General features: G+C 69.5%; 12 protein-coding genes. 6 read left to right on the top strand and 6 right to left on the bottom strand.

Annotated features, from left to right (window positions below; genetic code table 11):
* Positions 1 to 159: 159 nt before the first annotated feature.
* On the bottom strand, positions 160 to 690 hold the full coding sequence (locus I2501_RS03490) for an AAA family ATPase (RefSeq protein WP_196192255.1): 531 nt from the start codon (positions 688 to 690) through the stop codon (positions 160 to 162).
* Between the two features lie 168 nt (positions 691 to 858).
* Between I2501_RS03490 and I2501_RS03485 the strand changes: the two genes are divergently transcribed.
* The gene (locus I2501_RS03485; protein WP_196192254.1) at positions 859 to 2,292 is read left to right on the top strand and encodes a hypothetical protein; all 1,434 of its coding nucleotides are present in this window, start codon (positions 859 to 861) and stop codon (positions 2,290 to 2,292) included.
* Between the two features lie 172 nt (positions 2,293 to 2,464).
* Here I2501_RS03485 and I2501_RS03480 read toward each other — a convergent pair whose 3' ends face one another.
* Entirely contained in the window at positions 2,465 to 3,187 is a 723-nt protein-coding gene (locus I2501_RS03480) for a DUF2625 family protein (protein ID WP_196192253.1), read from the bottom strand.
* A 255-nt stretch (positions 3,188 to 3,442) separates the two neighbouring features.
* Here I2501_RS03480 and I2501_RS03475 point away from each other — a divergent pair, with 255 nt between their 5' ends.
* Positions 3,443 to 3,661: a hypothetical protein gene (locus tag I2501_RS03475; protein WP_196192252.1), complete on the top strand. Its 219-nt coding sequence runs from the start codon at positions 3,443 to 3,445 to the stop codon at positions 3,659 to 3,661.
* A gap of 69 nt (positions 3,662 to 3,730) precedes the next feature.
* Here I2501_RS03475 and I2501_RS03470 read toward each other — a convergent pair whose 3' ends face one another.
* The 3 genes from I2501_RS03470 to I2501_RS03460 all read right to left on the bottom strand — a co-directional run bounded on the left by I2501_RS03470 (position 3,731) and on the right by I2501_RS03460 (position 6,778).
* The gene (locus tag I2501_RS03470; RefSeq protein ID WP_196192251.1) at positions 3,731 to 4,396 is read right to left on the bottom strand and encodes an adenylate kinase family protein; all 666 of its coding nucleotides are present in this window, start codon (positions 4,394 to 4,396) and stop codon (positions 3,731 to 3,733) included.
* A gap of 191 nt (positions 4,397 to 4,587) precedes the next feature.
* Positions 4,588 to 5,571 (bottom strand): hypothetical protein, encoded by a 984-nt coding sequence (locus I2501_RS03465; RefSeq protein ID WP_196192250.1) that lies wholly within the window; start codon positions 5,569 to 5,571, stop codon positions 4,588 to 4,590.
* A 304-nt stretch (positions 5,572 to 5,875) separates the two neighbouring features.
* Positions 5,876 to 6,778, bottom strand: a complete 903-nt coding sequence (locus I2501_RS03460; RefSeq protein WP_196192249.1) for an NADP-dependent oxidoreductase — start codon at positions 6,776 to 6,778, stop codon at positions 5,876 to 5,878.
* 412 nt (positions 6,779 to 7,190) lie between these two features.
* On the opposite strand from I2501_RS03460, the gene I2501_RS03455 reads away from it, so the two are divergent.
* Positions 7,191 to 8,897, top strand: a complete 1,707-nt coding sequence (locus I2501_RS03455; protein ID WP_196192248.1) for a hypothetical protein — start codon at positions 7,191 to 7,193, stop codon at positions 8,895 to 8,897.
* A 263-nt stretch (positions 8,898 to 9,160) separates the two neighbouring features.
* A complete protein-coding gene (locus tag I2501_RS03450; protein ID WP_196192247.1) occupies positions 9,161 to 9,817 on the top strand; it encodes a hypothetical protein in 657 nt (218 codons plus the stop codon).
* Positions 9,818 to 10,282: 465 nt separating this feature from the next.
* Here the strand turns inward: I2501_RS03450 and I2501_RS03445 are convergent, their stop codons facing one another.
* Positions 10,283 to 11,278: a quinone oxidoreductase family protein gene (locus I2501_RS03445; protein ID WP_196192246.1), complete on the bottom strand. Its 996-nt coding sequence runs from the start codon at positions 11,276 to 11,278 to the stop codon at positions 10,283 to 10,285.
* A 276-nt stretch (positions 11,279 to 11,554) separates the two neighbouring features.
* Here I2501_RS03445 and I2501_RS03440 point away from each other — a divergent pair, with 276 nt between their 5' ends.
* Both I2501_RS03440 and I2501_RS03435 read left to right on the top strand, forming a co-directional pair.
* Positions 11,555 to 11,998, top strand: a complete 444-nt coding sequence (locus I2501_RS03440; RefSeq protein WP_196192245.1) for a cupin domain-containing protein — start codon at positions 11,555 to 11,557, stop codon at positions 11,996 to 11,998.
* 131 nt (positions 11,999 to 12,129) lie between these two features.
* Positions 12,130 to 12,339 (top strand): hypothetical protein, encoded by a 210-nt coding sequence (locus tag I2501_RS03435; protein WP_196192244.1) that lies wholly within the window; start codon positions 12,130 to 12,132, stop codon positions 12,337 to 12,339.
* Positions 12,340 to 12,644 lie beyond the last annotated feature (305 nt).

Raw genomic sequence — 12,644 nt, 5'->3', positions numbered from 1 at the left:
CCCGCAGTGTGAGACCTCGGCCAACACCCCGGCCAGGGGATATTTCCTCCCGCTCCCGGGCTGAGTCCCCTCTCACCGCCAACGGGTTACGGATGGTGCCGATACGAGGTCAACGCGCGGGCGGCATCCGCCGAGTCACACGGTGGTGGGCCGAGACCGTCAGGCGAACGAGGGCCACCGGTCCGCGGCCCACTCCCGCCAGCCGGTCCAGCCGAGGGGCGGACCGGCGGCCCCGCGGCCTTCCAGCTCCGCCGCGTCAGGCTCCTCGAAGTGCGCCCGGCCGTGTTGGATGTCCGCCTCGGTCATCGGGAGCGTCTCCTCGGGGGTGGTTGCCCAGCGATGGGCGATCCGGGCGCGCTGGGTCTCCTCGTCGACCGGCAGGTAGACCATGCGGAAGCCCGCGTCCTCGGCCTCCACCAGGCACCGGATCGCGGAACGCTCGTCCCTCGACCAACAGCCGTAGTCCACCACGACGTTGGTGCCCAGCTTGAGCGCCTCCAAGGCGAGCCAGAGCATGCGCCCCTCCAGCACGTCGCGCTTCCTCTCCGCATCCGTCTCCGCCTCGCCGAAGAGGGGAATCATCCAGTCGTCGGGCGTCAGGCGCAGCGCACCGTGCTCCTCGGCGAGCTGCCGAGCCTTCGTCGTCTTTCCGGCCCCTGGCAGGCCGACCATCAGGAACAACGTGGTCACAGCCAGATCGTCTCAGGGACGCCGGGCGGACGACCACCGCATTTTCTGCCTGCTCACGTGCCTTAGCCACAGGCGGATCGAGGTCACACCGAACCACGCCGACATCACTCAATCAAGCGGTAGCGTCGGGCCCCTGAATCGAACATCGAGCGGCGGGGCGGGGCGACCGTGGACTGGGACACCGACGGGTGGATCAACAGGCGCAAGTGGTACGAGGACGAGGACATGTACGTCCGTCGGCAGCGGCGGGTCGCGGAGGAGCGAGCGGCCGACGCTGATGCGCGGGTGCGGGATCAGCTGCACCGGGTCACCGCGCAGAAGGAGGCGCTGGAGCGGCAGGTGGCCAAGCTGGGCGCGGCCTTCGACGCGTTTGTCGAGCTGACCGAGGTGCGGGGCGCGCTGGCGGGCTACGCGCCGGAGGCGGCCGCGCGCAAGCGGGCGCGGGCGCTGCTCGGCGCTCTGGTCCAGGGGCAACGCGCCGCGGTGCGGGCCGAGGCGGTCCAGGGGTACTGGTTGCCCCAGGCGGTGAACGGGCTCGCCTCTCTGGTGGATGGCGAGGGGGACGCGGCCCGGCCCGCGCTGGAGGAGGCAGCGGGAGTGGACCCCCAGCGCACCGGCCTGTTCCTGGCGCTGGCCCTTCCCTTGGCTGGGGTGCCCGAGCTCGCGGTGCCGTGGTTGGAGCGGGCACTCGGCCCGGCGGTCCGGAACGGCGGCCAACTGAGCGTCGCTGTAAGGGAGGTGTGGACGCTGGCCGGGGCCGGTGTGTACGGGAACGCAGGCCGCGATGTTGTGGTGCGGTGGCTCGCCGCCCGTATGCAGGATGCGGAGGCCGTGGAGCAACTGCACACCATGCTGCGCCCGCGCCCGCGCGGCTCGGAGGCCGAGTACGACCCGGCGCGGACCTTCCAGGCCAAGGCCGCCGTGCGGGAACTGGCTGAGCTCGGCCGACTCTTCCAAGCCGCCGCTGCCGCCGCAGCCGCCGACGAGTCCCGACCCGCGCCTTCGCCCGCCTTGCTGGACTCCCTGATCGGCGAAGGCGCCCCCGAGGAGACGGCGTTGCTGCTGCGCGCCGAGCAACTCACCGCAGAGGTACGCCGCTTGCGCTCCGGGGAAGTGACCGAGACTGAACGGCACTGGGACGACCCGACCGACGACCTGCTCACCCTGCTTGTGGCGGACCTCCGGGGCAGCTCGCCGCTGCGTGCCGTCGCCCAGCAGGCTCTGTCCGGCAGCATCGGCCCGCTCGCCGACCGGCTGCTCGCCGAGGCCTGCCCAGAGCCGCCTGACCAGGTCGAGACGAAGATCGACGGACAGCCGCTCACCCTGCTCGTCGATCAGCCGCTCGCGCCCCAACTCTCCCACCTGGACGCCCTGGTGGACCAACGCCACCAACCCGAGCAGGGCAACTGGCTCACCGCCCGCAAGCTCGCCGCCGAGGCGGAGGAGGAAGCCGACGGGCGCAAGTCGACCAACCATGAGAGGGCGCGGCAGGCGATCACGGCCTTCATCACCGAGCGTGACAAGCTCCCCGGCCTGCGGCTGGAAGCCGAGCAGGAGCACGCCTTGCTCACTGCCCGGCTGGCCGAGTTGAACAGGCGTTAGGCAGCGGGGCGGGCGTGGCAGCCGGGGGCGTACTGGGAGCGCCACCCCGGCAGCCAGCGCCTGGCCGGACATCCGAACTGAGCGTCCCGACACCCTCGGGCTCAACGCCGTCAGCTTCTGTCGTCCGGTTGATGCTCCGGGCGGCGCGGCGTGCCAGTGGCGGGTTCCTTGGCTACACCTCGCCAAGGAATCCCGGATCAGCCGACCCCATCTGCCGAGCGAAGTCTGCCGCCACCCCGAGGACCTCACGCATCGGCACCGGCCGGCGGCGAGTCGCGCCAAGGTCGGCCCTGGCCTCCTTGGACCACAGGAATGGATAGACCGTGATGCCCTGTGTGAAGGCCAAGGCCGCTGCTTCCTCACGCCAGGCGGGCCACCGCAGGCCGTCGTAGAACCTCTCCAGGCGGCCCGAGAAGAGCCAGGAGAGCCAGCCCGAGTGGCCCATCTCCATCGCCTCCCACGCGAGCGTGTCCGGCGCGAAGTACGTCATCTGGCCCGGTTCGCCCGGGCGGCCCACTGCGGCAGGGTCGTGGCCGTTGAGGGCGAACACCCCACCCACCACATCGTGACCGACGACCAGACCAGCAGCAGGGTGCCAAGTCGGGTCGAAGCCGACGGGGAACTGATTGACCTCTGCCAGGCTCGGCATGCCGCGGCCGGCCGAGCCGCCGCCGAACACCCGAACCCAGCCGTGGTCCACGACCAGGCCGCCGCTGTTCAACACCAGACCGCCGAGCGCCGACCGGGCGGTCACCTGCATCTGCTGCAGCGCGCGGTGGCCCTCGGCAGCGTCTCCCGGCAGCACCTCCACCGGCGTGGCACTGGACGCCAACAGCTCCAGCAGATGCGGCCAGGCGGGGTCACTGACGTTGATCAGTTCGTCGAGTTCACGCACGTAAGGATGATCGCAGGCTGACAAGCCGAGCAATCCTTGGGGTCTGCAGATCGGTCTCAACGCCACGGTCACGGCCGAAGTCCCGGAAACCCTGTCCGGACTGGCCCAGCGTGCTCAGGCCTCCGGGCCAACAGCTCTTTTGCTGGTTGACCCTGTGACGTACGGGCGCCCCGCACCACGCAGCACCCGTGAGACTGTCACCACGGCTGATCGCTTCGGGATGCGACAGGCAACGTGGCCCTTGATGCTGATGCCATGAATGACACCGAGGTACTCCACTTCTGGGTCCGCAAATCCCGTGGCGACGGGGTCACCGTGACGGTCTACAACGCTGCCAACGGTCAGGTCGCCATCGAGCGGGCTGCCGGAAGCCGGCTGGAGCTGGATGCTCTGGGCGCTCAGTACGGCGTCCCGGAGGAGCAGTGGGTGATCGACGACTACGCGCGGGCCATCCTCGACGCCAAGGTCGCCTGAGACACGACGAAGGCCCCGCCGTCTGACCCCAACCAGGATCGGCCGCCTGATATCACCCGTTAGCCGCCGTTACCGCCTGTGCTCCCGTAGCGCGGCCAGAGCGCGCGCCGCTACGTCATGTGGCGAGCCGACGACCTCGACGGTAACGAGGAGGTCCTGCCTGGCGTAGTGCTGGGCAATGGGCTCCTGCATCGCTTCGAAGGACCGGAAACGACCACGGACACTGTTATCACCGTCAACCGCGCGTTGATACAGCTCGCCGCCACAAACACCGCAGGCGGCAGGGACCACATAAGGCTCCTGCGACGGCTCGAAAACGTGGGTCCCGTCCTCGCGGCACACTCGACGGCCCGTCAGGCTGAGGACGCGGCGCTCCAGCTCCTCCTCAGCAAGACGAAGATAGAACACGCAGTCGAGGGGTTGACCAAGCTCGCGCAGCAGCTCGTCCAGGGCGAGCGCCTGGGCTGCGCTGCGCGGGTGTCCCTCGAGCAGAAAGCCCGCATCAGTCGCCCGGACCACGTAGTCGCCGACGACCGCGGTGATGAGCGCGTCCGGGAGCAGCCTGCCAGAGTTGATCATCTCGGCAGATTGCGTCCCCAGTTCGGTCCCCTGGGAGATGTGAGCGCGCATCAGGTCGCCCAAGGAGATGCGCGGTACGGCCAGAGCCTCTGCCAGTGACGCTGCCGAGGATTCCCGCTGCCCCGATGGCGGTGGTTCCAATAGGACGACGCGCATTCGGCTGTCACTCCTTCTCTGTCGAACGCACTCGAGTCAACGGAGGATCTTGGCGGAGTTCCGTGATGATGTCGTCAAGGCCGCAAAACTGAGCCGCCGCCAAGGCACTGCTCTCCCGGCGGCGGCTCGGCGAGAAGCCCGGACCCTGAGGGCCAGGCTGCTCGTCCGTTCGGGCTACGGCGTGGTCGACGTCAGCGCAGGACGGTCAGGCTCTCGCGTGCCTGGTCCTCCGTGGTGGGCAGGAGGTCGGGGCTGGAGACGACGAGTGCCCCGGCCTCCGAAGCCGCCGTCGCCTTGTAGGAGACCACGCGGAGCTCGAGCCAGGTGGAGGCGGAGGCGTTGTTCGCCACTCCGGCGGCGACCACGACGCCGGAGTGGGTGACGTCCTGCCAGTGCGCCTTGACGTTGCCGTGGGCGCCGACCCACTCGAAGAGCCCGAGGTTCACCTGGTTGACGGGCCCGGCGGCGAACGCGTAGGGCATGACGCGCAGCGGCTCCGCGATCTTCGCGCCGCTGTGGTTGGTCACGGTGACCTTCTCCCAGGCCGGGCGGCCCGGGGCCACCTTGGTGCCACCGGACAGCGAGAGGAGGACCGGGCCGCCGGTCGTGCCCTGGCCGACGCTGAGCTGGGTCCCGTAGTTGCCGTGGCCGTGCAGGGTCTTGCCCTGCTCCTCGAAGGTGACCCAGAGGTTGACCTTGCCGTCGTTGGCGGGCCAGTTCTTGTTGACGCCGACGGAGACCTGCCACTCGAAGGTGGTGCGCGCCGGGATGGTGAAGGCCCCGTCCGGGTGCCCCTTCGGGAAGACGGTCGCGTCGAGGCCGAAGCCGAAACTTCCCTGGGAGAGCGAGTAGCCGGTGGCGGGCGTCGCGCCCTCGGACGTCACCTTGAGGGACAGGCTGCCGGGCTTCGGCGCCAGCGGGCCGCTCCAGACGCTGACGTCCTCGAGGTTGATGTCCGCGGCCTTGGCCGTCGTGTTGGCGGCCTTGATGGTCACCGTCTCGGTCGGACCGCCCGGCTGCAGCGCCTTGCCCGGGGCGTCTGCGGAGACGGTCAGGGCGATCGGCAGCGTGGGCCCGACGGGGGCGGCCGCGTTGGCGGCAGCGGGAAGCGCCACCGCTATACCGGCGGTGAGAAGGGCCGCCGTGGCGGCGGTGGCAAGGGTGCGAGAGCGCACGGGCAAAGGTTCCCCTCGAATCATGCGGACTGTGCCGCAAAAGTTAAGTGGGAGCGGCGCCTTGGTTCCCCTGGCGACCTGCTCCGTGCACTGAACAGTAGTCACAGGAGCCTCACGACCTCAGCACTTCATGGTTACAGGTGGGTAAGAGACAGTGGTCACCCGCTCCGAGGATCCGGACAGGTCCGACAGATCCGGCTGCGCGCGTGGCAGTCTGACGGAGCATCAGCTCGGTCTCGTTCGCGGCCTGCAGAGCTGCCGGTAGCGGAGCAGAGCCGTACCACCGCCGGCAGCCGCAGCCGCGTCAGCCGACCAGCAGAACGAGCTTCCCCCGCACGTGGCCGTCCTCGCTGACGCGGTGTGCCTCGGCGATCTCGGCGAGCGGGAAGGTGTGCGCGACCGGGAGCGCGAAGCGCCCGGCCTCGATCAACTCGCCGATCTCGCCGAACGCATGGACCGCGCGTCCGTCGTCCCCGCGGCTGAACCTCACCCCGTGCTTCTGCGCGCCGGCGAAGTCGGCGATCGTCAGGACGTGCTCGGGACCGCCGGTCAGCCCGATCAGTTCGGGCAGCACGCCACTCCCGGCCACATCGAGCGCCAGATCGACACCGCCCGGCACGAGCGCCTGGACTCGCTCGACCAGGCCCTCGCCGTAGGCGACGGGCTCGGCTCCCAGGGAACTCAGGTAGGCGTGGTTCGACGGGCTGGCGGTGCCGATGACGCGGGCGCCCCGCGCCACCGCGAACTGAACCGCGGCGCTGCCCACGCTCCCGGACGCGCCGCTGACGAGCATTGTGCTGCCTTTCTTCACGCCGAGCTGGTCGATCGCGCGCATGGCCGTCTCCACGGCGGCAGGCAGCGCGGCGGCCTGGGCGAAGTCGAGCGACGGCGGGATCGGCGCATAGAACGCCAGCACGGCCAGCTCGGCCTGTGCCGCTCCGTCAGGACAGAAGCCGAACACGCGATCGCCGACCGCCACGTCCGAGACGCCCTCACCCACCTCGTCGACGACACCCGCCGCCTCGTAGCCCAGCGTCTGCGGAAGCCCCGCATCCATCAGGCCCTTGCGCTTCTTCCAGTCGCTCGCGTTGACGCCGGCCGCACGTACCACGATCCGGACCTGGCCGGGCCCCGGATGCGGGTCAGGCAGATCCACGATCTCAAGGACCTCCGGGCCCCCGAACCGACTGAAGCGTGCGGCCTTCATCCACGGCTCCGATCCTGCCCTGCGCTGTCGCGCCCGCTGTGCGCCACACCGTGGGCGCCGTTCCTTCGAACACCGTACGTCCCCGGCCCCCGCGCCCCACGCTCGGACACCCCGGCAGGGCGCGCTGATAACTGGGGGCAGGTCCGGCGGCGCGGGCCAGGTCGAAAGCCACAGGAACACGGGGGACGGGTCGCTTTGGATCCGGTCAGCGTCCATGGTGGACTCCGGTGTGCACGAAGTACCTGACGGCAAGACACGGGCCGGTCTCCAGGTCCGATCAGCGCCGTGATATTCCCTTCGCATGCAACGTGAACACTACGCAGCACCGGCCCGCAGGCTGCCGGTGCATGGAGCGAGACTCCGGCACAGACGCAACGGCCTGCTGCTTGCCGCCATCGGCGGATCCCTCGCCTTGATAGGTGGGCCCGCTGCCACCGCCGCATCTGCCACGACGGCGACTCCCACGGTCTCGATCGCCGGTGTCACGGAAGGCGAGACGCTCTCGGGCGCGGTCCAGGTCACCGCAACCGTGACAGCGTCCTCCACGACCGATCCGGTCACCGAGCTCGAATTCGACATCTCGGGCCACGGCGGCATCACGCAGGACGTGCCGGTCCCCGCATCGGGCTGCGCAAGCGGCTGCGTCGTGCAGTGGAACCTCGACACCAACGCCGCCGGACCCGGCACCGCCGGGGCACCCGGGCTGCCGGAGCTCCAGGACGGCCAGCAGGACCTCTCCGTCGTCGCGCTCGACGCCCAGAACAGGGCGCTGAGCTGGCAGGACGTCAGCGTCCAGGTCGACAACCACCGGCCGGCGGTGGCCACCGACCCCGCCCGCACGTCCGGCTGGACCATCGTCAGCGGCAACGACCAGGTGCTCGTGCACGCGAAGGCGAGCACGGCCGCGGACGCTCCCGCAGGCACGAGCATCGCGCAGGTGATGCTTGAGATCCCCAGTCTCGGCAACGGCACGGTGCTGCAGCTGACGCAGTCGGCGACCGATCCGACCTCCTGGGTTGGAGAGCTCGACGCCGGCCAGATCCCCGCGGGCTACTACCCGGCCATGCTGGTCGCCGTCGACAGCAACGGAACCGTCAGCGGTTGGGCCTTCGACGCCGAGGAGCACGTCGAGGTCGAGCACGGCTTCACGCTCACCCCCGACGGCACGATGGCGCTGAGCACCGACCCTCGTCAGTTGCGCGTGGACTACACCTACCCGCAGTGGGCCAACGCGCGTGCGACCGTGGACTATCCCCAGTGCGACCTCGCCGACGGCTACGCCAACGCGCAGCAGGTGCAGGTCCAGGTGGACGGGACACCCTGGTACGCCGGGGCCGTCACGGCCGGTCAACTCGGGCAGAACACCAACGGCGCCTGCGTCCTGCAGGTAGTGCCGGCCGGTGCTGCGGCCCCCCAGCCGCTCCCGGTCGGCCGTCACGTCCTCACGTTCCACGTCACCGACTCGGACGGCGTCGCCGAAAGCCTCACCGAACCGGTCTCCGTGGGCGCTCGCCCGCTAGCGGTCACCTGGCCTCACGGCGCGGTCACCGCCGTCGTCGGCTCCACCGTGCACGTATCCCCCACGATCACGTCCCCGGACGGATTCAGCCGGGTCCAGTCCTGGACCTACACGTACGCCGGAAAGACCATCGCCTCCGGCAGCTACCCGCAGGCACCGAACCTCACCTGGACGACACCCAAGAACACCGCCATCGCGCAGGCGCTGCACCTGACGGTCGTCACGGACTCCGGCCAGACCACGGTCAGCACGGTCCCCCTCAGCACCGACTACGCGAGCGGGACCACGATCTCCGCCTCCGCCCGGCAGGTGAGCCGGGGCGCCTGGCTCACCGTGGACGCCCGCGTCTGGTGGAACTACGAAGGCCGTTGGCTCGCCCTCGGCCCCGACCTGTACGCGGTACGCCTGGAATGGGCGCCGCCCGGCTCGTCCGCCTGGCGCAGCGTCGCCTACCAGAACGTGAACCTCGTCGAGAAGCAGCCGATCGCGTTCCACACCCGCGTGTGGAGCCCGGGCTGCTACCGCGCGGTCACCACCTTCACCGGGACCGGTGAGCCGTTCCTCCCCTCCACCAGCAGCACCGTGTGCGTGAAGCTGTAGGACCGCGACACCCGACCGCGTCCGGGGCAGCAACCCGCACCAACCCGCATCACGGCGGAGCCCAGTGCCTCTTCGGGCTGAGTTCGCAAGGTCCTCACTCTTCAGGTGAGGACCTTGCGTTGCCAGGAACCGACCGTGGCTCGACGGGCTGGCGGACCCCGATCAGCACACCTCATCACCGCGCATGCGAACATGCCGGATCAAGAGCAGCCTTCCCACGGCTCGTCGGGGAAGCTGCCACCTACGGAGCAAGGGGCTGAACCATGGGCGACATCTCGGCGCGGCGACAGCGCATCCTGCAGTCGCCACCGCCCGAGCTGGTTGCCGAGGCGGCGGCGAATCCCGGCGGATCTGTCGCGGAGATCGACCCCGACTACATCGGCGACCCCAACGGCTTCATACCCGGCGAGGCTGTCCAAGGAGTCTGGATCGTCGGTCCGGACGGCAAGCTGACCGGCGAGTTCATGGAGAACCCGGACTACGGTCCTCCCAAGGACGACTTCGCCAAGCTCACCGAGTCCGACCACTGGCTCGCCTGGATCGGTGATGATCCCGTTCAGGCGCTGCGTGACTCCATCACGAACTGCCTGACCGGCCAAGATCCAAAAGCAGTGTTGGACTGGGTCAAGATCCTCGACACACCCCGCTACCTCACGGGCGCCCGCCGTGACCCCGGCCACGACGACCAGATCATCGTCACCAGGGCCGGACTGACTCTGTCCTTCGCCCTGTCCGTCACCGCATCAAAGCGAGAAGTCCTCACCGGCACTTTCAGCTGGGTCGCGGTCCGACTCGACGAGCCAGCCGACAGGAAGGACCAGATCTGGCTGGATCTCTGGACGGACCTGGACTGGGCAGAAACCGAACTCCGCAACCGCATCTACCTCGTCGGTCGCCCAGCCCCGGAGCCTGAGAGCTGAACGCCCAACAGCGTGCCCGTTGGGCGACGTTGAGGTGACCTGGCCGGAGCAGACGGCGGCCGGAGCAGACGGCGGCCGGTGCAGTGGCACGCGTGAGGCGAGGTCAGCGGATCCGACTGCCCGGATACCTGTGTTGCCCGCCTGTGGGCTCCTCGACTACCAACGCGTCTGACTCGCTCCAGAAGCGACAACCCGCGGGAATGAACACGGGATGCTCCAGCGCGAACCACCCGATGCGGTCCGCGAGGAGGAGCTGCGGAGCGACTGGACGAGAACCCTCGAATTCCACAGGCTCATTCTGACGGAAGGCTCACCGCTGCGGGTAGACGCTGCGGTACCACGGCCGCGCCGTGGTACCGGCCCGGAATCTGGTGGCCCGTCAAGTCCGACGGAGCGTCAGCCCCTCTCCCCTTCTCGCCTGCACGCGAGCGGTCCGGCGGACGGTGCCAAGGCTGGAGATCGGCTTCACAGCGTGGTGCTGATCATGATCTTTCCGCAGTTGGCGCGAGCCTCCAGCCGCTGGTGCGCGGCGGGCGCGTCCTCCAGGGAGAAGACGCTGTCCACCGGGACCTCGAACGCCCCCTGGGCTGCCCTCGCGACCAGCTGCTCAAGGTCGCCACGCGGGTCGTATCCGTGCTCCATGAGGCTGGTGCTCTGGTAACCGTGGATGCTGACGTTCTTCGGGTAGAAATCGCGCGTGTCGATCGTGCTGGGCTGCAGTGCGACGTTGGCCAGGGCCACGACCCGGCCACCGAACGCGGCCGCCTTGAGGCTGAGCGCGAAGACCTCACCGCCTACGGTGTCCAGGACCACGTCCGCTCCCTGGCCGTCGGTCAGGTCCATCACCCTTGCCAGCAGCTGTTCCTGAGTCAGCGCACGGGAGTCCAGAACCTCGTCCGCGCCCAGCTTCGCCACCCACTCCGTCTTGGCGGGCGAGCCTGCGGCGGCGATCACCCGCGCTCCCGCGTCCTTGGCGATCTGAACCGCGGCACTGCCGACACCGCTGGCAGCGGCATGGACCAACACCGTGTGCCCCGACTCGATGCGGCCCAGATGATGCAGGCAGTACCACGCGCTCAGCCAGGCGATGGGAAGCGCAGCGGCCTGCACGAGGTCGAGGTCGTCAGGCAGCGCGACCGTGCGCTCGACGGCCACGGCGGCCTTTTCGGCGTAGAAGCCCGGAGCGTTCGCGGCACCGGTCGCCAGCACCTTCTGCCCGATGCGGAAGTCCTCCACGCCCTCCCCGAGGGCGACGACCACGCCGGCCCCCTCGAGGCCGAGGACCAGGGGCGGCTTGCCACCCCGGTGGTAGTGACCGGCTCGCGTGAGCGCGTCGGCGCGGTTCACGCCTGCCGCTTCGATCTGGACGACCACCTGGCCCGGGCCTGGCACAGGGTCGGGCACGTCGACAACCCTCAGCACCTCGGGGCCACCGAAGCTGTCCACCCGCACGGCTCGCATGAGCACCTCCAAGAACATCGGTTCGTGTACTGCCATGCTGTCAGTTGCAGGGCGGGACAGGGGGCGTGAGGCTTCAACTCGTCCTCGGGGAGTGACCGCGTCGCCGCCCGACACAGCTAGGCTGAGGGCATGGGCTGGCTCCGCGCCCATCGCGGTGGAAGTGACGATCGCCGACCTCCCCGGAGCCGAGCCGCGGGCCTGTTCAAACGGACACGCCCGCGCCCGCGCCAGCGCGAACGCGGCAGTCAGCATTCATACGGCAGATGAGAGAACCCCATGGATCACTGGCACGGCGAACTGCGACACGTCCGTGGCTCGGAGCTGAGCGGGAACACGAGCCAGACCACGGGCATGACGCGCTACGAGGCGATCGCCGGCAAAACCGTCGGCTCGACAAAGGTGTGGATGGGGCAGACCCACGTCTCGCCAGGCACCAGCTCCGGTGATCACCACCACGGCAGGACGGAGACCGCCATTTTCGTCCTGTCCGGCAATCCCGTGTTCGTCTTCGCCGAGGGCGAGCAGGAAGTGCGGATCGAGACCGAGCCGGGCGACTACATCTTCGTACCGCCTTACGTGCCACACCGCGAAGAGAACCCCGGCGAGCAGGAGGCCGTCGTGGTGATCGCGCGCAGCAGTCAGGAGGGCATCGTGGTCAACATGCCGAGCCTGTGGGCGCCGGTGGAGCACGACACCGAGGTAGACGCCGGCAGCGAGTAGGCATTCGCTGCTGGCCCACCCGGACATGGAGGATGTCGCCTCCGGAGATCGGGGGGGTGAACGGCTGGTGGCGGTGGAAGATGCTGTTCACCCGGCCTTGCTCGGCCTAGCTGGTTGACCCGGGGGTGCGCGTGCAGGTGTTCAAGCTGGTCGTGCTGTTCGTGGTGGTCCTGCCGATGACGGCGCTGATACTCCTGATGATCACCGTGCTCAGCCGTGACATCGTGCTCCGTCACCGCAGACTCCGTGGCGGCCCGGCAGGTGGGAGCGAGGCCGACAGCCATCAGGCGGAGCATGAGGAGCGTGGAGGGGAGGAATGGTGGGGGTCATGGCGGGAGTGAGCCCGCGGGGTTGACCCCCGGTTCGGGCTGCGCACGGACGATTTCTCCGTGCTGGCGGAGTGGGCCGCTGGACTGTGCTGAGCGACGCTCTCCCCGACTCCGACTCCGCTCTCGTTTCGCATGGGCAACGCACTGTGCAGCTCCAGGAGTACTGTGCGCGCATGGAGGCAGGAGTCGAATCTGTTCGGCCGTTGCTCTTCCTCGATGTCGACGAGCCCCTGATCCCCTTCGGTGGGGGGGGGGGGGGCCCCCCCGGCGACCCCCCGCGCCCCCCCCCCCCCCCCCCCCCCCACCCCCGCCAACGG

Source organism: Streptacidiphilus fuscans (genome assembly GCF_015690355.1).
Lineage (GTDB): Bacteria > Actinomycetota > Actinomycetes > Streptomycetales > Streptomycetaceae > Streptacidiphilus > Streptacidiphilus fuscans.
This window is presented reverse-complemented; position numbering and strand designations above follow the sequence as displayed.